Genomic DNA, 22544 nt, shown 5'->3' with positions numbered 1-22544 from the left:
CGCAGAAGGAAAGCAGCCGCCCCGTGTCCACCACGTACTCCGAACTCCGCGCCCAGCTGGCCTCCCTCACCACCGAGGCCTTCCGTCCCGAACTGGCCGAGATCGACCGGCTGTCCACGCTGGAGATCGCCCGCACCATGAACGGCGAGGACCGGTCCGTCCCCGCCGCCGTGGCCCGGCGGCTGCCCGAGATCGCCGCCGCCATCGACGCCACCGCCGAGCGGATGGCCCGCGGCGGACGGCTGATCTACCTGGGCGCCGGCACCGCCGGCCGGCTCGGCGTCCTCGACGCCAGCGAGTGCCCGCCCACCTTCAACACCGACCCCTCGCAGGTCGTCGGCCTGATCGCGGGCGGCCCCTCCGCCATGGTCCAGGCCGTCGAGGGCGCCGAGGACTCCAAGGAGCTCGCCGCGGCCGACCTGGACGCCCTCGGCGTCGGCCCCGACGACACCGTCGTCGGCATCTCCGCCTCCGGCCGCACCCCGTACGCCATCGGCGCCGTCGAGCACGCCCGCGCCGCCGGGGCGCTCACCATCGGCCTGTCCTGCAACGAGGACAGCGCCCTGGCGGCCGCCGCCGAGCACGGCATCGAGGTCGTCGCCGGGCCCGAGCTCCTCACCGGCTCCACCCGCCTGAAGGCCGGCACGGCCCAGAAGCTCGTCCTCAACATGATCTCGACGATCACCATGATCCGGCTGGGGAAGACCTACGGGAACCTCATGGTCGACGTCCGCGCCTCGAACGAGAAGCTCCGGGCCCGCTCGCGCCGCATCGTCGCGCTCGCGACCGGCGCCCCCGACGAGCAGATCGAGGCCGCCCTCACCGCCGCCGGCGGGGAGGTGAAGAACGCCATCCTGATCATCCTCGCCGGCGTCGACGGCCCCACCGCCGCACAGCGGCTGAAGGACTCCCGCGGCCACCTGCGCGCGGCGCTGCACCCGACCCCCTGAGCCGGTCCGCTCCTCCCCCTCCCCCGTACCGAAGGCACCACCGCACCATGAGCACAGACGACAAGAACCGCGCCATCGCCGCCGCGATCCTGCCCCTCGTCGGCGGCGCCGGGAACATCACCTCCGTGGCCCACTGCATGACCCGCCTCCGGCTGGGTCTGCGCGACCGGTCGCTCGTCCGGGACGAGGCCCTCAAGGCCCTGCCGTCCGTGATGGGCGTGGTGGAGGACGACACGTACCAGATCGTCCTGGGCCCCGGGACGGTCGCCCGCGTGACCCCCGAGTTCGAGGCCCTGGTGGCCGAGGCCCCGAAGCCGGCCGCCTCCGCGGACGAGCTGGCGGCCCAGGGCGCCGCCCTCAAGGAGGCCCGGAAGGCGAAGAACGCGACCCCCTTCAAGCTCTTCCTCCGGAAGATCGCGAACATCTTCGTCCCGCTGATCCCCGCCCTCATCGGCTGCGGCATCATCGCCGGACTCAACGGCCTGCTGGTCAACCTCGGCTGGCTGCCCGGCGTCACCCCGGCGCTCGCCGCCATCGCGAGCGGCTTCATGGCCCTCATCGCGGTCTTCGTCGGCTACAACACGGCGAAGGAGTTCGGCGGCACGCCGATCCTCGGCGGCGCGGTCGCCGCCATCATCGTCTACGCGGGCGTGGCGAAGATCGAGGTCTTCGGCCAGGCCCTCTCGCCCGGCCAGGGCGGCGTGCTCGGCGCGCTCGGCGCGGCCGTCCTCGCGGTGTACGTGGAGAAGTGGTGCCGCCGCTGGGTGCCGGAGTCCCTGGACGTCCTGGTCACCCCGACGCTCACGGTGCTCGTCTCCGGCCTGGTCACGGTCTTCGGCCTGATGTTCGTCGCGGGCGAGGTCTCGCAGGCCATCGGCGACTTCGCCAACTGGCTCCTGGAGAACGCGGGCGCGGGCGCCGGCCTCCTGCTCGGCGGCCTCTTCCTCCCGCTGGTGATGCTCGGCCTCCACCAGGCCCTCATCCCGATCCACACCACCCTGATCGAGCAGCAGGGCTACACCGTCCTCCTCCCGATCCTGGCGATGGCGGGCGCGGGCCAGGTCGGCGCGGCCATGGCGGTCTACCTGAAGCTGCCGCGCAACAGCTCCATCCGCCGCACCATCAAGTCCGCCCTCCCGGCCGGCTTCCTCGGCGTCGGCGAGCCGCTGATCTACGGCGTCTCGCTGCCGCTGGGCCGCCCCTTCGTCACCGCCTGCGTCGGCGGCGCGGCCGGAGGCGCCTTCGTCGGCCTCTTCAGCATGCTGGGCGACAAGGTCGGCTCCACCGCCATCGGCCCGTCCGGCTGGGCGCTCTTCCCGCTCCTCGACGGCAACAAGGGCCTGGGCGCGACGATCGCGATCTACGCGGGCGGTCTGCTCGTCGGCTACCTCGTCGGCTTCGTCGCCACCTACTTCTGGGGCTTCAGCCGCGAGCTGATCGAGGAGTTCGACGTGGACACGGACGCCGGGGCCGGGACGGCGCCGGTGGCGGCCGGGAACACCCCGCCGCCCGCCGTGGGCACCCCCGAGCCGGAGCCCGCGAAGGTCTGAACCCCCGGGAGGCGCCGTACGCCTCCGGAAACACGGGCCCCGTCCCCGCGCAGGTGTCGCGGGGGCGGGGCCCCGGTGTCAGTTGAGCCAGCCCTTCTCGTGGGCGAGGAGGGCCGCCTCCACCCGGTTCGCCGCGCCGAGGCGGCGCATGAGCGCGGCCAGGTGCTTGCGGTAGGTGCGCACGGACATGCCCAGCTGGCGGGCGGCCGTCTCGTCCTTGTCGGCCTCCCTGAGCATCGCGAGGATCTCCCGCTCGACGTCCGACGGCAGGTCGACCTCCTCGCTCGGGAGCTCGTCCGCCGCCTCCCACATCCGCTCGAAGAGCGTGACCAGCGTCGCCACCAGCCCCGGCTCGCGGACCAGGAGGGCGCCCCGCGCGGTGTGCGCCGGATCGATGGGGGTGAGCGCCGCCGACCGGTCGACGATGATCACCCGCTCGATCGGCTGGTGCGAGACCCGCACCTCGGCGCCGTGCGAGACCAGCTCCCGCATGTACGTGAGGGTGGGCTCGTCCTGGAGGATCGCCGCGCCCATGATGGTGCGCAGCCGGACCCCGCGGCGCAGCAGCCGCATGTTGATCGGGTGCGAGACCGCGATGGACTCCTCCGCGAGGACCCCGGTGGGTTCGGTGGTCAGGTCCTCGGTGCGGGCGAAGAAGGTCAGCTCGTCGATGGCCTCCCGGACCGCGTCGATGCCGTGCAGCTGGGCGATCATCTGGCCCTCGCCGGCGTGGTCGTCGTGCGGCGGGGGGACGGCCGTCCAGCACTCCATGAAGAGCGACTCGATGACCGAGCGGCCGGTGGCCTCGGACTCCAGCTCCTCGCGCAGGGTCCGCAGCCGGCTCTCCACGAGGGCGTCGACCGCGCGGGCCGGCGGGATGGCCCGGATCACGCCATGGGCGCCTCCCGTGGCGAGTCCCAGGACGAGCAGCCGCTCCAGGACCTCCCGGCCGGATTCCGCCCCCTCGGAGGTCTCGGGTCTCCCCCCGTCCGCCGCGCCGGCCTCCCGTCTTCCCGGGGCCGCCGAGGCCGAGCCGCGGCGCAGGAGAGCGCGGTACGCCTCCTCCTCTTCCTCGGTCACTCCCAGAAACGAGAGCAAGTTGCCCACGTATCCCCCCCTTTGACGAACGGTCACAGCTGCCCCGCTGGAATCTTCAGCCGCCCGGACGGGAGTGTCAATGGAGAAATGCCCGATAATCGTCGGATTTGAACCGTGCACTTGTGCCACGTGCGTGCAGCATGAGGAACACCGGCGTGCAGCAAGCTGCGCGCGATCGACCTCCGAAAGTCCTTCCCGAGACGGCAAAGTCTTCCTCACAAGCGAAAGCGCGGAGAGCGCGGAAGCGAAGCAGAGGCACTCAGGGCAGAGCCCCCGCCAGGACCGAGGAGACCACCGTGAACAGCACCGCGAAGCGCAGCACGAAGTCGTCCCGCCGCACTGTCCGCACCTCCTTCGTGGCGCTGCTGACCGCCGGGCTGCTGACCGCCGGCGCGCAGGGCGCGGCCTTCGCCGCGGACGAGCCGGCGGCGCGGACCGGCACCGCGGCCGCCGCTCCGGCCGGCACCCCGGAGGGCTTCCCCTTCGACGGCATCGGCGGCGACGTCCGCGAGCTGATCGGCCGGATCGGCGACCTGCTGCCGGACGTGCTGCCGCTGCCGAAGAACAACAACGACTGGAAGTAGCCCACGGCCCACCGGCCCGGACCGCACGGTTCACGCCGGAACGGACCGCCGGCCCGGACCCCGGGGTTCACGCCGGAACGGACCGCCGGCCGCCCGCCCCGCCCGGCGCACCGCACCGCCGCCCGTCCACCCGCCCGCCCGCCCGCCGGACACCGACCGAGGAGACCCGACGCCATGACCGAATACTCCGTACTCCTCCCCTGTGTGCCCCGCCGCCTGGAGCAGGCCCTCCCCTTCGCCGGACTGGTCCGGTGGACCGGAGCCGCCCGGCTCTGGCAGGGACAGGCGATGGTGATGGAGCCGCACCAGACCTTCACGGGGATGGCCGGGGCCGGATTCCGGGTCCCGACCGGCTTCGGGGTCACGCTGATGCCGCTGCGCCACCCGTACGAGGCGGCGCTCCAGGCCCGGTCGGTGGCCCTGGCCACCGGGGAACCGGTGATCGCGGGCTTCGGCCCCGGCTCGCCGGCCTTCCAGGCCAACATCCTGGGCGCCCCCTACGCCAAGCCCCTCCAGGTGGCGCGGGAGTACGTGACGGCGGTGCGGGGCCTGCTCGACGGCGAGACCGTCGAGGCCGCGGGCCCGCACTACACCTTCCGGGGGCAGCTCGCGCCCGCCGCGGCGCCCCGGGTCGACGTGGGTCTCGGGGTGCTGCGGCCGGGCATGGCGCGGCTCGCCGGCGAGGTCGCGGACGTCGTGATCACCTGGCTGACCCCGCCCGCGTACCTGCGTGACGTGATCCTGCCGGCGGTCGAGGAGGGGGCCGCCCGTGCGGGCCGGACCTCGCTGCCCCGGGTGGTCGCGATGGTGCCGACCGGGCTGGAGCCGGAGGGGCGCGAGGGCGCCTCCCCCGAGCGGCTGGCCGTGGCCGGCAACGCCGCCCACATGCAGGCCCCGCACTACCTGGACATGCTCGGCCGGGCGGGTGTGGACGTGAGCTCCGGACGCCTGGACGACGTGGCGCGCGGTGTCGTGGAGACCGGCGCGTTCGTCGGCGGCGACCTCGCTCAGGTCGTGAAGGGCCTGCGGGCCTACGAGGAGGCGGGGGTCGACGAGGTCGTCCTCAACACCACCGCCGTGCACAAGCTCTTCGGCTCCCGCGAGTCGCTCTCCGACCTCTCCGCGATCCTCCAGGCCGTCACCGCCCCCTGACCCCCGGCCCCGCCCGCAGCGCCCCGCCCCTGCGCCCCGCCCCGCCCGGCACCGCCCTCTCCCCGGGAAGCTCCGCCCCTTCCCGAACGGCCCCGCCCCTCCTCGAACAGCTCCGCCCTCCCCTCTCCTCCCGAACCACTGCCTCCCGGCGCCCAGCGGCAGACGGGACACGGACCGACGAAGGACTCTCTGGCATGGACACGACAGAATTCTCGGACGCGGACACGGCCCGCCGCCTGCTGAAGCGGCACCTGATCTCCTGGGCCACCGGCACGCCGGTCGACCCGCCGTCACCGGCGCCCGCCACCGGCACCCGCACGCTCGTCCTCGCCGACGCCGCCCACCTCCCCGCCGCCACCGCGGCCGGACTCGCCGGCCCCGGCACCCTGGTCCTCGTCCCCGGCTTCCCCGGCGAGGTCCCGGACGGCACCGCCGCCTACGACGGCAGCCTCACCGAGCCCGGCGGCGAGTTCTCCAACGGCCAGGACTTCTTCCTCCAGACCCACTCCTACGCCGCCAGCCCCTTCATGACGGTCTTCGGCCCCACCGTGGTCCGGGTCTTCGACGAGGACGACCACGCGGCCTTCCTCGCCGACGCCGACCGCGCCCTCTCCGACGGCGCCTTCCCCGAGTTCCTCGTCACCTCCTCCGTCCTGCTCGCCGACCCCGACGCCCTCGGCGGCGGCCAGGACCCCGCCGACGGCCCCGCCCTGCGGCTCTACGCCGACCCGGGCGGCCGGGTCTCCCTCTCCCCCACGGGAGCGGTGCTCGGCACCGTCGACGACACCCTCGACACCCTCACCGCACGCCACGCGGAGCTCACCCACGGCGCCGCCGGCACCGGCCGGGTGCTGCCGCCCCCCGCCCTCGCACGGATCCGCGCCGACCGCCCCCACCTGCCCCGCTACCTCGCCGCCGTCACCGCCCTGCGCAGCCTCATGGTCCGCGGCGTCACCGGCCTGAGCGTCTCCGGCTTCGGCTCCCGGCTCACCCCCGGGCTCGCCGCGACCGGCGCCGCCGCCGACCTCGCCGACCCCGGCCTGCCGATCGTGCTGCACCGGGAGACCGGGGCGGACGGGGAGGAGGCGTACGTCGTCGCCGGCAGCCGCCTCTTCGCCCTCGACGTCCGCGCCGCACGGGCCCTGGAGTGCCTCCTCGCCACCGGCGGCCGCGTGGACGGCCTCGTCCCCGCCGAGGACGTCGACCGGACCGCCGAGCTCCTCGCCCGGCACGCGATCGACCTCCCCCTGTCCCTGCCCGTCCCGGCGGCCGCGTGATGACCACGGCCACCGCACCCGCCCCCGCCGCCGACGCCTCCGAGGCCGCCACCCTCGCCGCCCGCCGCATCGCCGGACTCGGCGCCCGGGTCCGCCCCTGCGGCCTCTACGACGCCCTCGGCGCCCCGCTCTACCAGGACCTCGCCACCTACGACGACCCCGAGACCCGGGCCCTGCTCTCCGGTGTCCGCACCGCGCCCGGCCCGGTCCTCGACCTGGCCGCGGGAGCCGGCCGCTTCACCCTCCCGCTGCTCGCCGGCGGACGCGAGGTCACCGCCCTCGACCTCTCCGCCGACATGCTGGACCTGCTCCGCTCCGAGCTCGCCAAGGCACCCGCCTCGATGCGCTCCCGCTGCACCGTCGTCCAGGGCGACATGTCCGCCTTCGCGCTCGGCCGCCGCTTCCCGCACATCCTGCTCGGCACCACCTCGCTCTCCCTGCTCGACGCCGCCGGGCGGGCCGGCCTCTACCGCTGCGTCCTCGACCACCTCGCGGACGGCGGCCGGTTCCGGCTCACCGCCCTGGAGCGCGGCGACGACGACGGCCCCGACGAGACGGCCGTCCGCGTCACCGGCGCCGGCGGCACCGTCTACGAGCTGTACGAGCACTGGCCGGCCGGCGCCGACGGCCGCTCCGTCACCCTGCTGCCCGCCGACCCGCCCGCCGACGACAGCCCCGTCACCGTCTGCACCGACCGGGTGGGCGTGATCGGCCCGGACGTCCTGGAGGCCGAACTCGCCGCCGCCGGACTCACCGTCCTGACCCGCGAGCTCCTCACCCCGCCCGGCGAGCGTCACCGCGTGACGCTCCTGACCACGGAAGCCACCCGATGACCGCGCTCTGGCCCTACCTCATCCCGCCCTCCAGCCACGGCGACGACCGGCTCTGCGCCGTCCGCGCCGAAGGCCACCGCGTCACCTTCGCGGACGGCAGCACCGTCCTGGACGCCGACAGCGGCCTGTGGAACGCCAACCTCGGCTACGGCAACGAGCGCGTCGCCGAGGCCATCGCCGAAGCCGCCCGGAACGCCTCCTACCTCGGCTCCTTCCGCTTCGAGAACGTCTACGCCCGCCGCGCCGCCGAGGACCTCGTCCGCGTCTGCGGCCCCGACCACTACGGCCGGGTCCTCTTCTCCACCGGCGGAGGCGTCGCCAACGACGCCGTCATGAAGCTCGCCCGGCTCTACCACGCCCTCCGGGGCAACCCCGGACGCAACCTGGTCGTCGCCCTCCGCGGCAGCTTCCACGGCCTCACCTTCGGCGGCTTCGCCCTCACCGGCGAGGACCTCGGCCAGCGGGTGTACGGCGTCGACCAGCGGCTCATCCGCCACGTCGGCCCCAACGACACCGCCGAACTGGAACGGCTCATGGCCGCCCTCGGCCGGCAGGTCGCCGCCGTGGTCGTGGAACCCGTCGTCGGCACCGGCACCGTCCCCCTCGACGAGGAGTACGTCGCCGCCCTCGGCCGGCTCCGCGACGAGCACGGCTTCCTCCTGGTCGCCGACGAGGTCGCCACCGGCTTCGGCCGCACCGGAAGCTACTTCGCCTCCGAGAGCTGGCCCGGCCGCCCCGACGTCCTCGTCACCTCCAAGGGCCTCACCAACGGCGCCTGCCCCGCCTCCGCCCTCGTCCTCGCCCACCGCGTGACCCGGGCCCTCGAAGAGCACGACACCACCTTCGCCCACGCCGAGACCCAGGGCGCCACCGCCCTCGCCTGCGCCGCCATCAGCGCCACCATCGCCGAGATGGAACGGCTCGACGCCGTCGCCGCCGGCCGGAACGTCGCCGCCTGGCTCCAGCAGGGCCTCACCGACCTCATCGACCGCCACCCGCTCGCCACGGGCGCCACCGGCACCGGCTGCTTCCGCACCCTGCGCCTCGCCCACCCCGACGGCACCGCCCTCACCGGCGCCGACGTCGCCGAGCTCGTCACCCGGATCCGCGAGGCGGGCGCCATCGTCCACCCCGGCCCCTCCGGCATCCAGCTCGTCCCCGCCCTCACCTACGCACGCGACGAGGTCGCCGAGCTCATGACCTGCGTCGAAGCCGGACTCGACAGCCTGCTGCCGGCCGCCGCGAGCGCCGCACCGAGGAGCTGACCCGCCATGGCCCCCGCCCCCGTCCTCGACTCCTACGACCAGCTCCCCGGACTCCTGCGCGAGCTGCGCCCCACCGGAGCGACCCTCCTCGCCGACCCCGCGGTGGACGGTCTGCCCGTCACCCGCGAGGTCCTCGAAGGGATCGCCCGCGCCGGGATCGCGCCCACCCGGGCGATCACCCCGGCCGACGGCGGCCTCCCCGCCGTCGAGGCGCTCGCCGCCCGGCTCACCCCCGGCGAACTGATCATCGGCGTCGGCGGGGGCAGCACCCTCGACCTGGCGAAACTCGCCGCCGCGGTCCACCGCCGGCCCGACCTCCTGCCCTACCTCACCGCCGGACAGCGCAGCGGCCTGATCGCCCTGCCGCACGGCTGGGGGGACCACGCCCACGTGCTCGCCGTCCCGACCACCCTCGGCACCGGCACCGAGGCCGGCCCCGTCGCCTGCTTCCCGTACGGCGGCGGCAAGCGCCTCGTGATGGGCGAGTGCCTCCGGCCCCGCGCGATCCTCAGGACCGCCGAGGCCACCGAGACCCTGCCCGGCCCGCTCCTCATGGACGGCGCCCTCGAAGCCCTCTTCCGGGCCGTCATGCCCTACAGCAGCGACACCCTCGACCTGCCCGAACAGGACGCCGCCGTCGAGGAGCTGGCCGCCGGACTGCTCGCCGCCGGCGACGAACTCGCCCGGCACGTCACCATCGGCCTGCCCGCCCCCGCGAGCGCCCGGCTCCGGGTCGCCGCGCTCAGCGCCGAGAGCCAGCTCGGCCACATCAACACCGGCCGCAGCCCGTACGCCGTCAAGACCTGGGCCGTCGCCAACGAGCTCTCCACCGCCCTCGGCCTCGCCAAGATGCGGGCCATCGCCGCCGTCTGGCCGGTCGTCTGGCGGCGGGCCCTCGACGGGGACCTCCGCTTCGGCAGCGCCGCCCGCATCCACCGCCTGTGGACACGGCTCGGCCGGCAGTCCCCCTGGCTCGGCACCGACCCCGCGGACGGCCTGCACCGGCTGATGCACCGCTGGCAGGTCGACCGCACCGTCCGCCTCGCACCGGCCCTGCGGCGCGGGATCGCCCTCCGCAGCGTCCGGGCCTGGGGCGCCGGACTCCCCACCCTCACCGGGTTGAGCGCCGACGACGTCGCCGCGCTCCTCGCCGAGGCCACCGTGCCGGCCACCGGGCCGGCCCCCATCGAGCCGCACCCCCGCGCGGACGGCTCCCCCGCACTCCTCCCGGCAGGCCTCAGCGCCTGACCCGGAGGTGAAACGGCACCACCCCGAGCATCCGCTCGCGCACCACCCCGACGCACCACCCACACAAGGAGACGGACATGAACGACAAGCAGATCACCCTCGACACCGCCGCCGCCGAGCTCGTCGAGCTGGAGATGCAGGAGCTCGAGGCCATGCACGCCCCGGGCTGGGCCACCAACGTCGGCGTCTCCGTCGGCATCTCGATCGTCTCCGTCGCCTGGAGCCTCACCTGACCGAGCCGGCCGCCGGCCGCCCGCACCACCCCCACCCGCAGCAGAACACACCCCAGGAGCAACAGAGATGAACGAGAACCAGGACATCACCGCGGCCGCCGCGCCCGAGCTCGTCGAGCTGGAGATGCAGGAGCTGGAGGCCCTGGAGGCCCCGGGCTGGGGCACCTGGAGCGTCGCCTTCTCGACCGGCGTCTCCGTGGGCGTCTCCATCACCCTCACCTGAGCCACCCCGCCCCGCCGACCCGAACCCCCTCAGGAGGAACCGAGATGAACGAGAACCAGGACATCACCGCGGCCGCCGCGCCCGAGCTCGTCGAGCTGGAGATGCAGGAGCTGGAGGCCCTGGAGGCCCCGGGCTGGGGAACCATCAGCGTCGCCTTCTCGACCGGTGTCTCCGTGGGCGTCTCCATCGCCCTCACCTGAGCCGCACCCGCACCACCCCGCACCACCGCACGACCCACCGCACCACCCACCGAAGAACCACCTCACCCAAGGAGAAGACATGAGCGACAAGCAGATCACCCTCGACGCCGCCGCCCCCGAGCTCGTCGAGCTGGAGATGCAGGAGCTGGAGACCCTGGAGTCCCCCGGCTTCTGGACCGGTGTCTCCATCGGCGTCGGCATCTCCGCCTCGGTCGCCACCTCCATCACCCTCACCTGAGCGTCGAGGACCGAGCACGACACCGGTGCAGCACTGACGCGGTGGGAGACGGCGTGACCGACTCCCCGCCGCACCTCGGAACCCCTCTCGGGTGACGACCGAGGATCTGCGGTGGTCCGGCCGGCCCCCGGTCCGGCCGGACCACCGCAAGGGTGTCGCACGCTCCGCCCCCCGCCCGCCGCCGCCCCGACAAGGAAACTCCCGTGAGCGCTGTCACGAGTCCCCCCGCCCCCACTCTCCCGGCACACGCGAAGCGTCCTCGCCTCGCCCCGAGCGCCGAGGTCCACTCGCCCGCCGACGGACAGGGCGAATGGGTCCTCCAGCACGGCGCCCGCTACGTCCGCATCACCCCTCACATCGCCCAGCTCGTCCAGGAGTTCGACGGCGAGCGGGACCACGAGGCCCTCGCGGACCGCCTCGGCGGCGTCTGGAGCGCCGAGAGCGTCCACAGCGCCGTCACCCGCCTCGACACCCTGCGCCTCCTCGACGACGGCGAGACGCCCGCCCCGCCCGTCGCCCCCCGCTTCCAGATCGTCCCCCCGATGACCCTCCAGCTCACGCTGTTGCGCCCGGGGAAGACCATGCAGGCCATGCGGCCGCTCTTCGCCCGCCTCTTCTCGCGCGGCGCGATGACCGTCGCCGCCCTCGGCGTCCTGCTCGGCATGGGCGCGATGGCCGCCCAGGCGGACGCCGTCCTCGCCACCCTGAACAGCCCGCTCTCCGCCGGCAGCTTCACCGGCGTCCTGATCGCCCTGCTGATCGGCGTCTCGATCCACGAACTCGGCCACGCGGCGGTCCTCATCCGCTACGGCGGACGCCCGTCCCGGATCGGCGTCATGCTCTTCTACCTGATGCCGGCGTTCTTCTGCGACGTCTCCGACGCCTGGCGGCTCCCGGACCGCAGGCAGCGCGTCCACACCGCGCTCGCCGGCCCCGCCGTCCAGACCTCGCTCGCCGCCGCCTCCGCCTTCGTCGCCTGGCCGCTGGCCGACGGCACCGCCAAGACCTGCCTGCTCTTCTTCGCCGTCTCCAGCTACGCCACCGCCCTGCTCAACCTGACGCCCTTCATCAAGCTCGACGGCTACATCGCCCTGATGAGCCACGTGGACGTCCCCTTCCTCCGCGACCGCTCGATGACCGACGCCCGCCGCTGGCTCGCCCGGACCCTCTTCGGCGGCACGTACGAGCGGGAACTGCCCACCCGGTGGACGATCGCCTACGGCCTCGCCTGCCTCGCCTTCCCGCTGTACTTCCTCACCACCGCGCTCCAGACCTGGCTCGGCACCCTCCAGCGCGTCGGCTGGGTCGGCCTCCTCTTCGCCGCCACCGGCCTCTCCTACGCCCTGTGGATCCTGGTCCGCGGCGCCCTGCGGCTCTCCGGCGAGGTCAAGGAGGCCGGCGTCCGCCGCGGCCGCGTCCTCGCCGTCTGCGGCCTGCTCGCCGCGGCCGCCGGCGGCGCGCTGTTCCTCCCGGTCCAGCAGACCGTCGCCGCCGCCTACGTCACCGACGCCTCCGGCACCACCCGCCTGGTCCTCCCCGAGGGCGACGCGGCGGAGCTCGTACGCGCCGGACAGCCCGTGACGCTCAAGACCAACGGACTGGTGCTCAACGACACCGTCGGCACCGCCCGGATCGGGTCGGCGCCCCCCTCCGCGACGCAGGTCCCGGTCTCCGCCTACTTCCCGGTGGACCTCGGCGGCGCCGTGGGCATGGACTCGACGGCCTTCCCCCTGGACCTCGCCCGCACGCCGGCGCCGGCCTCCGGAACGGCCGAGGTGGAGGTGGGCCGGGTGCCGCTGTGGACCTCGCTCCACCGCACCTACGTCCTGCCCTTCCTCCCCTTCTGATCCCCCTGGAGACACCGTGCTCGACACCCGGTTCATCAACTTCTGCCGCGCGGACACGCTCTTCTACGACGCGCCCGCCACCGAGTCCGCCGGCCAGGACTTCCGCGAGGGCCGCCCGCTCCCCGAGGGGTGGACCGCCACCCGCGGACAGGAATGGACGGTCTGCGTCCCACCGGACTCCCGGATACCCGACCAGGGCTGGAAGATCCACGTCGCGGCCTCCCCCGGCAACGCCGCCGAACTCCTCGACGCGGTCGTCCCCTACTGCGTCGAGCACGGGCTGATGTTCAAGTACATCTCCGACCCGGAGACCCTCGGCCGCCGCGGCAGCAAGTACGGCGACCGCAGCGCCAGCGGCAAGTTCATCACCCTCTACCCGGCCGACGAGGCCGAGCTGGAGACGGCCCTGGACGAACTGGAGGAGCTGGTCGGCGGCACCCCCGCCCCCTCCATCCTCAGCGACCTGCGCTGGCGCGAGGGGCCCCTCCACGTCCGGTACGGCGGCTTCGTCCTCAAGACCACCCGCCTCAAGGACGGCACCCTCACCCCCGCCGTCACCACCCCGGACGGGGAACTCGTCCCCGACGAGCGGCGCCCCGGCTTCCACCCGCCGTCCTGGGTCGAGATCCCTCCCTTCCTCCAGGCGGCGCTCGCCGAGCGGCGCGCCCGCACCCTCGCCGACTTCCCCTTCCGCGTCTACAAGGCCCTCCACTTCTCCAACGGGGGCGGCGTCTACCGGGCGGTCGACAAGCGCGACGGCGCCGAGGTCCTCCTCAAGGAGGCCCGCCCGCTCGCCGGCCTCGACGCGGCCGGCGACGACGCCGTCACCCGCCTCGAACGCGAGCACTGGGCGCTCTCCCGCCTCGAAGGCCTCGCCTCCGTCCCCGCCCTCCGCGACGTCCGCCGCGGAAACGAACACCACTTCCTCGCCCGCGACTACGTGGAGGGCACCCCGCTCACCGAGCTGGTCCGCGCCCGCCACCCCTACGGCTCCACCGACAACTCCGCCCGGGCCCGCGCCGAGTACACCTCCTGGGCGCTGCACATCCTCGACCAGGTCGCCGCCGGCATCGACGCCATGCACGAGCGGGGCGTCGTCTTCGGCGACCTGCACCCCGGCAACATCCTCGTCGGCGAGGACGACACCGTCGCCTTCATCGACCTGGAGACCGCCACCCCCACCGAGGAGGAGCGCCCGCAGGCCATGGGCTCCCTCGGCTTCCGCGCCCCCGACCACCTGCGGGGCAAGGCCGTCGACCTCTTCGCCCTCGACGTGCTGCGGCTGACCCTCTTCGTGCCGATGCCGCACGTCGTGCCGTGGGGCACCGAGAAGATCCGCACCCTCCTCGACGCCGCCGTCCGCGACTTCCCGCTCCCCGCCTCCTTCGTGGAGGGGATCGAGCGCGGCCTCGGCGACGACGTCCTCGGCGCCCGCACCGACTACGGCGTGACCTGGCCGGCCGGCGCCCGCGACACCGTCCTCACCTCGGCGATCGCCGCGTCCATCCTCGGCTCGGCCACCCCCGGCCGCGACGACCGGCTCTACCCCGGCGACGTCATGCAGTTCGTCCTCGCCGACGGCGGCGTCACCTTCGCCTACGGGGCGGCCGGCGTGCTGTGGGCGCTCCACCGGGCCGGCGCCGAGGTGCCCCCCGCACACGTCGACTGGCTGCTGCGGAAGGCCGGGACGGCGACCGGCGAGGGCCCCGGGCTCTTCACCGGCCTCTCCGGCATCGCGTACACCCTGGGCGAGCTCGGTCACCCCGACACCGCGGACACGGTGCTCGACCGCGCCTTCGCCCTCGCCCAGGCCGACCCCAACGTCGGCTCGACCGTGGCGAACGGCCTCTCCGGCCTCGGCCTCGCCGCCCTGCACCGGGCGGGCGCCGACGGAGCCGACCGGTACGTCCGGCAGGCGGCGGCGCTCGCCGACCGACTCCCCGACACCCCGGCCCCGAACCGCGTCGGACTCCTCAACGGCCGCTGCGGCCACGCCCTGTTCCTGATCAGGCTGTACGAGGCGACCGGTGAGGCCCGCCTCCTGGACCGGGCGGTGGAGGAGCTCCGGGGCGACCTGGACCTCCTGGAGGACCCGCGCTTCGACGAGCGCTTCCTCACCTCCGGGCTCGACGGATCGGCCGGCATCGCGATCGCGCTGCGCGCCGCCCTGCCCCACCTGCCGGGCGACGAGCGGCTGTCCGCCGCCGCGGACCGGCTGCTCGCGGTGCGCCGCGGCGGCTTCTCCACCCCGTGCGGGCTGCTGCACGGCCGGGCCGGCGAGATCCTGGCGCTCGGCGAGGGCACCCGCCCCAGCGAGCGGCACGTCCTCGACGCCCACCTCGACGCGCTCGGCTGGGAGGCCATCGCCTCGGAGCCCGGCCGGGTCGACTTCCTCGGCCAGTACGGCTACCGGCTCTCCACCGACCTCGGCACGGGCTCGGCCGGCGTCCTGCTCGCCCTGACCGCCCTGCGCGACGGCCGCCCGGCCCTGCCGTTCCTCTCCCCGTCGGTCCTCCCGGCGCCGCTCGCCGGGTCGGTGGCGTGATGATCGACCTCCCGGCCACCCTGGCCCCCGCCACCGGCGTCGCCCTGCGCTACGCCGTCACCCCGCCCCACGCGGGCGACCCGCTGTGGAGCAGCGCGGTGGAACTCCCGCCGGTCGGCGCCGGGTTCGTCCGCGACGGGGCCGAGGTGCCGCTGTCGGCGCGCTTCGCCGGCGCCAGCGGCCCGTCCCGCTCGGACGCGCTGCTGCGCGGGGCCGGCGAGGCCGTGGAGCGCCGGGCCCTGCACCCCTCGGCCGCGCTCCCGGCCCGCCGCGGCACCGCCGCCGGGCTGGACGCGCTCACCCTGGACGCGTACCACCCGGGCCACGCCCTGGCCCACCCGGACGCGGCGACGGCCGTCCTGGACTGGCACGAGGCCCGCACCCCGGACACGGACGTCCCCGTCCTCGTCCCGGCCGACCTGGTCAACTGGCCGGCCCGGAACGACGACCTCTTCGACCCGAGCCCCTCCGGGGCGGCGGCCGGCGCCGGCCACGAGGCCGCCCTCGGCGCGGCCCTGGTCGAGGTGGCCGAGCGGGACGCCCTCACGGTCGCCTGGGGCCGGCAGCTGCGGCTGCCGACCTACACCCCGGCCCCGGAGGACACCGCGCTGCGGGCCGTCTGGGAGCGCGCCGAGGCGGAGGGGCTGCGGCCCGTCCTCGCCCGGATCCCGGTCGCCGCGACCGGCCTGTGGTGCATGACGGCCCTGCTGGTCGAAACGGACGCGCCCGGGGACGCCGTGCCGCTGGCCACCGTCGGCATGAAGGCGTCGACCCGCCCGTCCGAGGCCGCCGTCAAGGCCTTCCAGGAGGCCCGGCAGGTGCGGGCCGCGCTCCGCGCGCTGCGCGCGCAGGGCGAGACCGGGCCGCACGGACCGCTCCTCGTCACCGAGCACGACCGGCTCCGCCACATGCTGACCCGGCCCGCGTACGACTCGGTGCGCGCCTGGGCGGACGGCTTCCGGGAGCCCGTGCCGCTGCCCGGACCGTCGGCGGCCCCGCCGCTGCCGGTGCGGGAGTTGACGGAGTCCATGAACGCCGACGGCGCGGCCCTGCTCGCCGTCGACCTGACGCCCAGGCTCCCGGCCGCCGTCGCCGCCATGGGCTGGAAAGTCGTGAAGGTCCTGGCCCCCGGGTACCAGAATCTCCGCATGGACGAGACGCACCGGTGGAGCTGGCACCTCCCCCGGCTGGCCTCGGCGCCGGAACGCACCGGCTGCCCGGCCCGGCTGGACGACCCCCGTGACGCCGCCCCGCACCCCCTGCCCTGACCGCCCCGGACCGCCCGCCCCCTCCGTAGATCCGAAGGAAGACTGAGATGCTGGAACTGGAAGAACTCGTACGCGACTTCGGGAGTCACCGCGCCGTCGACCGGGTGTCCTTCCGGGTCTCGGAGGGCCGGATGACCGGCTTCGTCGGCGGGAACGGGGCGGGCAAGACCACCACCATGCGCATGATCATGGGGGTGCTCGCCTCGAACGGCGGCACCGTCCGCTGGCAGGGCTCCCCGGCCACCGCCGAGGACCGCCGCGACTTCGGCTACATGCCGGAGGAGCGCGGCCTGTACCCGAAGCAGACCGTCCACAGCCAGCTGGTCTACCTGGCCCGGCTGCGCGGCCAGGGCACCGCCGAGGCCCGCCGCGAGACCCTGGAGCTCCTGGAGCGCCTCGGCCTCGCCGAGAAGGCCCAGGCCCGCCTGGAGTCGCTCTCGCTCGGCAACCAGCAGCGGGTGCAGATCGCCGCGGCGCTGCTCGGCAGCCCGCGCCTGCTCGTCCTGGACGAGCCCTTCTCCGGGCTCGACCCGCACGCCGTCGACACCATGGCGGAGCTGCTGCGGGAGTACGCGGCGGCCGGCGTCCCGGTCCTCTTCTCCTCGCACCAGCTCGACCTGGTGGAGCGGCTCTGCGACGACCTGGTGGTCATGGCGAAGGGCCGGGTCGTCGGCAAGGGCACCGCCGACGAACTCCGCCACCGCGAGCGCCCCCGCTACCTGCTGGTCACCGGCGCCCCCGCCGGCTGGACCCGCGGCCTGGCCGGCGTGACCGACGTCGAGGAGCTGTCCGACGGCGCCCGGGTCGAGCTCGCCGCCGACGCCGACCCCGGCCGCCTCCTCACCGAGGCCCTCGCCCGGGGCCCCGTGCACGCCTTCACCCCCCTCGTCCCCAGCATCGCCGACATCTACCGGGAGATGACCGCCGCATGAGCACCGTGACCCAGTCCCCCGCACCGCGGACCGAGCCGGCGGCCGCCCCCGTAAGCCCCGGGCCCGCCCCCCGGCCCGGGGCGCCCGCGAAGTCCGGGACCCGGACGGCCCCCTGGCGGATCGTCACCGCCCGCGAGATCCAGGTGAAGCTGACCAACCGCGGCTTCCTGCTCTCCACCCTCGTCACGCTCGCCCTGATCGTCGGCGCCATCGGCCTCCAGCTCTACCTGGCCGACTCGATGGGGAAGATCACCGTCGCGGTGGCCGAGCGGCCGGCCGGCGAGCTGGCCGGCCGGGGCGAGGCGCTCGCCGTCGGCTCCGGCCAGGACGTGAAGATCACCGTCCGCCAGGAGGCGTCCGCCGAGCGGGTCCGGGCGGCCGTCCGGGCCGGCGAGGCCGAGGCCGGCCTGGTCCGGGAGGACGGCCGCTGGGTCCTCCTCGGCGACACCGGGCAGAACGACATCGCCGCCACCTGGATCGGCGCGGCCGTCCAGCAGGCCGCCCTCGCCGAGAACGCGGCGGCCGCCGGCACCAGCCTGGAGGAGCTGGGCGAGAACACCGGCCTGGAGCGGGTCCTGCTCTCCCCGGACAAGACGCCCGAGGGCCCGGTCCGGATGACGACGTACTTCTTCGGCTTCCTCTTCTACCTGGCGGCCGTGCTGCTCGGCGCCGCCCTCGCCACCAGCGTCGTCGAGGAGAAGCAGAACCGGATCGTCGAGCTGATCGCCAGCTCCGTGCCGATCCGCTCGCTGCTCATCGGCAAGATCGTCGGCTCGACGGTCCTCGCGCTCGCCCAGATGACCCTCTTCAGCCTGGTCGGCGTCGCGGGCCTGCTCTTCACCGGCGAGCAGGAGCTGCTGGCCGACATCGGCTCCGGCCTCGGCTGGTTCCTCGTCTTCTACGTCGTCGGGATCGCGGTCCTGGCCTGCCTGTTCGCCGCGGCCGGCGCGCTCGCCACCCGTACCGAGGACATCCAGTCCACGACGACCCCGGTCAACGCGATCACCGCGCTCGTCTTCATCGTCGGCGTCACCGTCTCCGGCGGCACCCGGGAGATCCTCTCCTTCGTCCCGCTGACCTCGACCGTCACCATGCCGGCCCGGGTCCTCGCGGGCGAGGCCGCCTGGTGGGAGCCGGTCGTGGCGCTCGGCCTCTCCCTCGCGGCGGCCGCGGTCATCGTCACGGCGAGCGCGCGGGTCTACCGCCGGGCGCTCCTCCAGACCGACCGGAAGCTCTCCTTCGGCCAGGCGCTGAAGCTCACGGACTGACGCCTCCCGGCCGGTCCCCCGATACCGGCTCCGGCCGCCCCCACGGCGGCCGGAGCCTTCCACCCCCCTCACGGAAAACGAAGGAAAGGAACCCCATGTCCTCCTCCACCGCCACCTCCAGCCGCACCCTCCTGGCCGCCCTGCTCGCCGTCCTCGCCGTCGCCGAGGTCGTCCTCGTGACCGGCGACGCCTCCGACGGCGTCCGCTACGGCGGCGGCGCGGTCCTCGCGGTGGCCATCCTGGCCGTCGTGTACCGCCTCTCCAAGGGTTCGTCCGACCGCTGACGCACCCCCCGCGCCCCCGGACCGGCCGTCCCCTTCGCGGCCGGTCCGGGGCACCCCCGTACCGGAGTTCCGCATGTACCAGTTACCGCAGGTGGCCCTCGTGGGCCCGGCCGGAGCGCCGCCCGCGCTCGCGGCGATCCGCTTCATCGCCCTCCTCCCGGCCGGCTGGGAGGCCGTCCTCACCGGCTGCGACGACGTCGCGGCCCGGCTGCGCCTCTCGGCGCCCGCCGCCACGGCGCCGGCCGAGGCGACGGCCGCCCTCGCCGACCTCCTCGCCGATCCGGCCCTGGAGGGCTGGCGGCTGACGACGCCGTGCCCGCCCGCGGCCCCCTGACCGCACGTCCCTCCCCGCCCCGGCCGCACCCGGGCGGCCCGACGACACCGACCCGGCCGGCCCGACCCACCCGGCCGGCCCGCAGCCGGACCGCACCGGCCGACAAGCCCCCCACCCCCGACATCCGTCACCACCCACCCCTCCTGCCCCTCCTGCCCCTTCCCCCCTCCCCCGCCCCGCCCGGCACCTCCACGACGGCCCCCACCGCCCCGACCGTGCCTAGACTCCGCAACCATGAACACCAAGCACCACGACGGCAAGGGCGACCACGACATCGCCGCGATCGCCGCCGACCTCGCCCCCACCGGCGTCCTGCGGGCCTCCATCAACCTCGGCAACCCGGTGCTCGCCCAGGGCACGCCGGAGGAGCCCGCCGGCATCACCGTCGACCTGGCCCGCGAGATCGCCCGCCGCCTCGGCCTCTCCCTGGAGACGCTCTGCTTCGACGCGGCCCGCAAGTCCTTCGAGGCGATGGCCGAGGGCCACGCCGACCTCTGCTTCCTCGCCGTCGACCCGGCCCGTGAGAAGGAAGTCGCCTTCACCGCCCCGTACGTCGTCATCGAGGGCGTGTACGCGGTCCCCCGCGACTCGTCGCTCGTCACCGTCGAGGACGTGGACGCCCCCGGCGTCCGCATCGGCGTCAAGCAGGGCTCGGCGTACGACCTCCACCTCACCCGCACCCTCGCCCACGCCACCGTCGTCCGCGGTGCCGAAGGCGTCGACACCTTCCGCACCCTGGACCTCGAAGCCGGCGCGGGCATCCGCCAGCCCATGGCCGCCTACGTCGCCGCACACCCCGAAGTCCGCCTGATCGACGGCCGCTTCATGGAGATCCGCCAGGCCGTCGGCACCACGCGGAGCAGGGCGCCGGAGACCGTCGCCTACCTCGGCTCCCTCATCGAGGAGCTGAAGCGCAACGGCTTCGTCACCGACGCCCTGCGCCACTCCCACCAGGACCCGGCCCTGGTGGCGCCGTGACGCGACGGCACACTTCCCGTCGACTTCCCCCCTCCGTGACCCCGGGAGGTAACGCGCACCGGGTGGGAAACGGGGACGGAGTCCCTCCGTCCACGGCACTCTTCGGCCACCCGCCCCCCCCAGGTCCTCCACACCGTGACCCGGGCCACAGACGGGCACCGCCTCTTCGTCTTGAATCCCCCGGACGTACATCTCGGATTCCCTGGGGGAGGGACCTCATGCTTCGCACCCGTCCGCGGCGCACTTCGCTGATCGCGCTGCTCACCGTCGCCACGCTCGCCGCCACCACTGCCTCGGTCCACGCCGACACGCCCCGCCCCGTCGACAAGGACCTCTACACCATCAAGCCGGACGAGAAGGGGCTGTTCCCCCTCTACCCTGGTCCGGAGCCGGGACAGGTCCAGGCTCTCAACTGGGACGGCTCACTGACCGGTTGGGGACCGGGCAACTTCGAGTCCCGTCACTGGGAGGACAACGACTACACGGAAGTCCTGTTCACGGGCTGCACCTACACCGGCGCAACGGTGACCTCGCTCATGCTGAAGCTGTGGCAGGAAGTCCCCTATTCCTTCGACAAGGACCTGGGCGTCAACACCCTCACCGGGTGCTTCAGAGGCCCTGGCTACACGTCCCAGGGGGTGTGGAACGTACACGTCGACGGCGGTACGAAGCGCTACTTCACGATCCCCGCGCTGAACGGATCCGTGTACACCAAGGCCACGGTCTCGGTGAGCAGGATCCACGTCGACACCACCGCCGCCGACTGACGGATCCTTCCGACCACGACCCGGCCGGGAGGTGCCGTCCCGCCTCCCGGCGCCTCCCCGAGATCGGCGCCCTTGAGAACTCGAGCCATCCTCCGCACCTCCGCCGCCCTGTGGACCGCACCGGTCTGGGTGGGCATCGTCGTCTTCTACTTCTTCCACGCCCTCCACCTGACCCGGCCCTACGCCGAGCTCGTCGACGGTCCCCTCTGGGCACCCCAGCAGGTGCACGTCGCCCTGCTGTACTTCTACGCCTTCTCGTACGCCATCGCCTGCGGTCTCGCGGCCTGGGACGGCGGGCGGCTCAAGCGGGACCGGGTGTGGGAGCTCGCTCCGGGGCGTTCCCGCTACCGCGTGGCCGCCGTCGCGCTGGCTCCCTCGGTCGCCGCCGGATGGCTGATCCTCCTCCTGCCGGTCGCCATGCGACTGGTCGAGACACGGCTGGTCCCGACCCCGGCGTCCCTGCTGCCGCTCGCCATGGGCATGGGCATCGTCTGCGCGTACGCCGTCGTGGGCTGCGCCCTCGGGCACATCGCCCCGCCCCTGATCGCCGCACCGCTCTCCGCCGTCGCCGTCTTCTACGCCGTCGCCAAGACCGGTGCGTACAGCGATCCGGTCTGGCCCCGGCACGTGTCCGGACAGCTCGACACCAGTGCCGCTTTCGGCGAGCAGTTCTCCGCCTCCGCCGTCCTCGTCCCGTTCCTGTTCGCCGCGGCGCCGGCCCTGGCCGTCGCGGCGTGGTGGGCCGGGGACGGCCGCCGCCCGTGGCGCACGGCAGCCCCTCCGGCGGCCCTCGCGGTCATGGCCCTGTGCGTGCGCATCGCGTCGGACTGGCCCGTCGCGGGGGCTCCGGTCACCGCCGGACACGCCCCGGCCCGCTGCACGGGATCGGCTCCCCGGGTCTGCATGGCCAAGACCGGAGGCGCGGTCGAGGACCTCGACACCGTGGGACGCGAGATCGCCACCTCGCTCCGGCGGCTCGAGGCGGCCGGGGTCGACGTCACCGTACCCACCACGGTCACCGACAGCCTGCTGTACGAGCGCGAGCTCACCCGGCCCCCGTCGACGGGGGCGACCTGGTGGCTGCCGCTGACGGCCGAGGCCGACCGGCCGGACGGCGACCTGGCCGGCATCCGTCACGCCGTCCTCCTCCACTCCGTCTCCTTCCCCTGCGCCTTCCCCACGGCTCTCGTCCCCGGCGCCTCCGCCGACTGGATCGTCAATCACGACGCGGCCGTGCTGTGGGCCGCGTACGAAGTGGGGGCCCAGAAGCCGTACCTCGCGTGGCGCACCGCCGAGTACGGCCAGTTGGCGAACGGCGGCGAGGTACTGGCGAAGGTGCGGGAGCGCGCCGCGAAGGGCCGCGCGCTGCCCACCGCCGGTCAGCGCACCGCCTGGTTCGAACAGGAGCAGGCGAAGGCCTGCCGCCTCGTGCCGGAACCCCCGGCAGGCCGCTCGTGATCTGGTGGTTCA

General features: G+C 74.6%; 23 protein-coding genes. 22 read left to right on the top strand and 1 reads right to left on the bottom strand.

Features of this window, described 5'->3' with window-relative positions:
* Positions 1-23 precede the first annotated feature (23 nt).
* The gene (murQ, locus tag IE287_RS00270; RefSeq protein ID WP_189846810.1) at positions 24-950 is read left to right on the top strand and encodes an N-acetylmuramic acid 6-phosphate etherase; all 927 of its coding nucleotides are present in this window, start codon (positions 24-26) and stop codon (positions 948-950) included.
* A gap of 47 nt (positions 951-997) precedes the next feature.
* The gene (locus IE287_RS00265; protein WP_189846809.1) at positions 998-2500 is read left to right on the top strand and encodes a PTS transporter subunit EIIC; all 1503 of its coding nucleotides are present in this window, start codon (positions 998-1000) and stop codon (positions 2498-2500) included.
* Between the two features lie 78 nt (positions 2501-2578).
* Here the strand turns inward: IE287_RS00265 and IE287_RS00260 are convergent, their stop codons facing one another.
* Positions 2579-3580 carry a helix-turn-helix transcriptional regulator gene (locus IE287_RS00260; RefSeq protein WP_189846808.1) on the bottom strand — a complete coding sequence of 334 codons (1002 nt, stop codon included), beginning with the start codon at positions 3578-3580 and terminating at the stop codon, positions 2579-2581.
* 314 nt (positions 3581-3894) lie between these two features.
* Between IE287_RS00260 and IE287_RS00255 the strand changes: the two genes are divergently transcribed.
* The 20 genes from IE287_RS00255 (at position 3895) to IE287_RS00160 (ending at position 22532) form a co-directional block, all read left to right on the top strand.
* Complete coding sequence (locus IE287_RS00255) at positions 3895-4182, top strand: hypothetical protein (RefSeq protein ID WP_189846807.1); 288 nt, start codon at positions 3895-3897, stop codon at positions 4180-4182.
* A gap of 174 nt (positions 4183-4356) precedes the next feature.
* On the top strand, positions 4357-5334 hold the full coding sequence (locus IE287_RS00250; RefSeq protein WP_189846806.1) for an LLM class flavin-dependent oxidoreductase: 978 nt from the start codon (positions 4357-4359) through the stop codon (positions 5332-5334).
* A gap of 194 nt (positions 5335-5528) precedes the next feature.
* Positions 5529-6611, top strand: coding sequence for a daptide biosynthesis RiPP recognition protein (mpaB, locus tag IE287_RS39020; protein WP_189846805.1), 1083 nt, complete (start codon positions 5529-5531; stop codon positions 6609-6611).
* Complete coding sequence (gene mpaM / locus IE287_RS00240) at positions 6611-7444, top strand: daptide-type RiPP biosynthesis methyltransferase (protein ID WP_189846804.1); 834 nt, start codon at positions 6611-6613, stop codon at positions 7442-7444. The genes mpaB and mpaM overlap by 1 nt, the downstream gene beginning before the upstream one ends.
* Entirely contained in the window at positions 7441-8709 is a 1269-nt protein-coding gene (mpaD, locus tag IE287_RS00235) for a daptide-type RiPP biosynthesis aminotransferase (RefSeq protein WP_189846803.1), read from the top strand. The genes mpaM and mpaD overlap by 4 nt, the downstream gene beginning before the upstream one ends.
* A gap of 6 nt (positions 8710-8715) precedes the next feature.
* Positions 8716-9957, top strand: a complete 1242-nt coding sequence (gene mpaC / locus IE287_RS00230; RefSeq protein WP_189846802.1) for a daptide-type RiPP biosynthesis dehydogenase — start codon at positions 8716-8718, stop codon at positions 9955-9957.
* A gap of 77 nt (positions 9958-10034) precedes the next feature.
* The gene (locus IE287_RS00225) at positions 10035-10190 is read left to right on the top strand and encodes a daptide-type RiPP (protein WP_189846801.1); all 156 of its coding nucleotides are present in this window, start codon (positions 10035-10037) and stop codon (positions 10188-10190) included.
* Positions 10191-10257: 67 nt separating this feature from the next.
* The gene (locus tag IE287_RS00220) at positions 10258-10413 is read left to right on the top strand and encodes a daptide-type RiPP (RefSeq protein ID WP_189846800.1); all 156 of its coding nucleotides are present in this window, start codon (positions 10258-10260) and stop codon (positions 10411-10413) included.
* A 44-nt stretch (positions 10414-10457) separates the two neighbouring features.
* Positions 10458-10613 (top strand): daptide-type RiPP, encoded by a 156-nt coding sequence (locus IE287_RS00215; protein ID WP_189846799.1) that lies wholly within the window; start codon positions 10458-10460, stop codon positions 10611-10613.
* A 79-nt stretch (positions 10614-10692) separates the two neighbouring features.
* On the top strand, positions 10693-10851 hold the full coding sequence (locus IE287_RS00210; RefSeq protein WP_189846798.1) for a daptide-type RiPP: 159 nt from the start codon (positions 10693-10695) through the stop codon (positions 10849-10851).
* 203 nt (positions 10852-11054) lie between these two features.
* Positions 11055-12698 carry a daptide biosynthesis intramembrane metalloprotease gene (mpaP, locus tag IE287_RS00205; RefSeq protein ID WP_189846797.1) on the top strand — a complete coding sequence of 548 codons (1644 nt, stop codon included), beginning with the start codon at positions 11055-11057 and terminating at the stop codon, positions 12696-12698.
* A 16-nt stretch (positions 12699-12714) separates the two neighbouring features.
* The gene (gene lanKC, locus IE287_RS00200) at positions 12715-15243 is read left to right on the top strand and encodes a class III lanthionine synthetase LanKC (RefSeq protein ID WP_189846796.1); all 2529 of its coding nucleotides are present in this window, start codon (positions 12715-12717) and stop codon (positions 15241-15243) included.
* The gene (locus IE287_RS00195) at positions 15243-16511 is read left to right on the top strand and encodes a YcaO-like family protein (RefSeq protein ID WP_189846795.1); all 1269 of its coding nucleotides are present in this window, start codon (positions 15243-15245) and stop codon (positions 16509-16511) included. Before lanKC ends, IE287_RS00195 begins: the two co-directional genes overlap by 1 nt.
* A 47-nt stretch (positions 16512-16558) precedes the next feature.
* On the top strand, positions 16559-17443 hold the full coding sequence (locus IE287_RS00190) for an ABC transporter ATP-binding protein (RefSeq protein WP_189846794.1): 885 nt from the start codon (positions 16559-16561) through the stop codon (positions 17441-17443).
* Positions 17440-18711 (top strand): ABC transporter permease, encoded by a 1272-nt coding sequence (locus IE287_RS00185; RefSeq protein WP_189846793.1) that lies wholly within the window; start codon positions 17440-17442, stop codon positions 18709-18711. The genes IE287_RS00190 and IE287_RS00185 overlap by 4 nt, the downstream gene beginning before the upstream one ends.
* Positions 18712-18806: 95 nt before the next feature.
* Positions 18807-18995 (top strand): hypothetical protein, encoded by a 189-nt coding sequence (locus tag IE287_RS00180; RefSeq protein WP_189846792.1) that lies wholly within the window; start codon positions 18807-18809, stop codon positions 18993-18995.
* A 73-nt stretch (positions 18996-19068) separates the two neighbouring features.
* Positions 19069-19329, top strand: coding sequence for a hypothetical protein (locus IE287_RS00175; RefSeq protein ID WP_189846791.1), 261 nt, complete (start codon positions 19069-19071; stop codon positions 19327-19329).
* A gap of 234 nt (positions 19330-19563) precedes the next feature.
* A complete protein-coding gene (locus IE287_RS00170) occupies positions 19564-20307 on the top strand; it encodes a transporter substrate-binding domain-containing protein (protein WP_189846790.1) in 744 nt (247 codons plus the stop codon).
* Between the two features lie 218 nt (positions 20308-20525).
* Positions 20526-21074: a hypothetical protein gene (locus tag IE287_RS00165; protein WP_189846789.1), complete on the top strand. Its 549-nt coding sequence runs from the start codon at positions 20526-20528 to the stop codon at positions 21072-21074.
* 72 nt (positions 21075-21146) lie between these two features.
* A complete protein-coding gene (locus IE287_RS00160; RefSeq protein WP_189846788.1) occupies positions 21147-22532 on the top strand; it encodes a hypothetical protein in 1386 nt (461 codons plus the stop codon).
* Positions 22533-22544 lie beyond the last annotated feature (12 nt).

Origin of the sequence: Streptomyces omiyaensis, assembly GCF_014650895.1 — a bacterium.
GTDB classification, from domain to species: domain Bacteria; phylum Actinomycetota; class Actinomycetes; order Streptomycetales; family Streptomycetaceae; genus Streptomyces; species Streptomyces omiyaensis.
The sequence above is the reverse complement of the archived record's forward strand: the minus strand, read 5'-3'. Positions and strand labels throughout refer to the sequence as shown.

What these genes read in the sequence shown, in the direction of transcription:
- IE287_RS00175 (WP_189846791.1), top strand. Translation starts at nt 19,069, where the DNA reads ATGTACCAGTTACCGCAGGTGGCCCTCGTGGGCCCGGCCGGAGCGCCG.
- IE287_RS00250 (WP_189846806.1), top strand. Translation starts at nt 4,357, where the DNA reads ATGACCGAATACTCCGTACTCCTCCCCTGTGTGCCCCGCCGCCTGGAG.
- IE287_RS00170 (WP_189846790.1), top strand. Translation starts at nt 19,564, where the DNA reads ATGAACACCAAGCACCACGACGGCAAGGGCGACCACGACATCGCCGCG.
- mpaB (WP_189846805.1), top strand. Translation starts at nt 5,529, where the DNA reads ATGGACACGACAGAATTCTCGGACGCGGACACGGCCCGCCGCCTGCTG.
- mpaC (WP_189846802.1), top strand. Translation starts at nt 8,716, where the DNA reads ATGGCCCCCGCCCCCGTCCTCGACTCCTACGACCAGCTCCCCGGACTC.
- IE287_RS00225 (WP_189846801.1), top strand. Translation starts at nt 10,035, where the DNA reads ATGAACGACAAGCAGATCACCCTCGACACCGCCGCCGCCGAGCTCGTC.
- IE287_RS00195 (WP_189846795.1), top strand. Translation starts at nt 15,243, where the DNA reads ATGATCGACCTCCCGGCCACCCTGGCCCCCGCCACCGGCGTCGCCCTG.
- mpaM (WP_189846804.1), top strand. Translation starts at nt 6,611, where the DNA reads ATGACCACGGCCACCGCACCCGCCCCCGCCGCCGACGCCTCCGAGGCC.
- IE287_RS00265 (WP_189846809.1), top strand. Translation starts at nt 998, where the DNA reads ATGAGCACAGACGACAAGAACCGCGCCATCGCCGCCGCGATCCTGCCC.
- IE287_RS00165 (WP_189846789.1), top strand. Translation starts at nt 20,526, where the DNA reads ATGCTTCGCACCCGTCCGCGGCGCACTTCGCTGATCGCGCTGCTCACC.
- IE287_RS00180 (WP_189846792.1), top strand. Translation starts at nt 18,807, where the DNA reads ATGTCCTCCTCCACCGCCACCTCCAGCCGCACCCTCCTGGCCGCCCTG.
- mpaD (WP_189846803.1), top strand. Translation starts at nt 7,441, where the DNA reads ATGACCGCGCTCTGGCCCTACCTCATCCCGCCCTCCAGCCACGGCGAC.
- IE287_RS00215 (WP_189846799.1), top strand. Translation starts at nt 10,458, where the DNA reads ATGAACGAGAACCAGGACATCACCGCGGCCGCCGCGCCCGAGCTCGTC.
- IE287_RS00220 (WP_189846800.1), top strand. Translation starts at nt 10,258, where the DNA reads ATGAACGAGAACCAGGACATCACCGCGGCCGCCGCGCCCGAGCTCGTC.
- IE287_RS00190 (WP_189846794.1), top strand. Translation starts at nt 16,559, where the DNA reads ATGCTGGAACTGGAAGAACTCGTACGCGACTTCGGGAGTCACCGCGCC.
- IE287_RS00185 (WP_189846793.1), top strand. Translation starts at nt 17,440, where the DNA reads ATGAGCACCGTGACCCAGTCCCCCGCACCGCGGACCGAGCCGGCGGCC.
- IE287_RS00210 (WP_189846798.1), top strand. Translation starts at nt 10,693, where the DNA reads ATGAGCGACAAGCAGATCACCCTCGACGCCGCCGCCCCCGAGCTCGTC.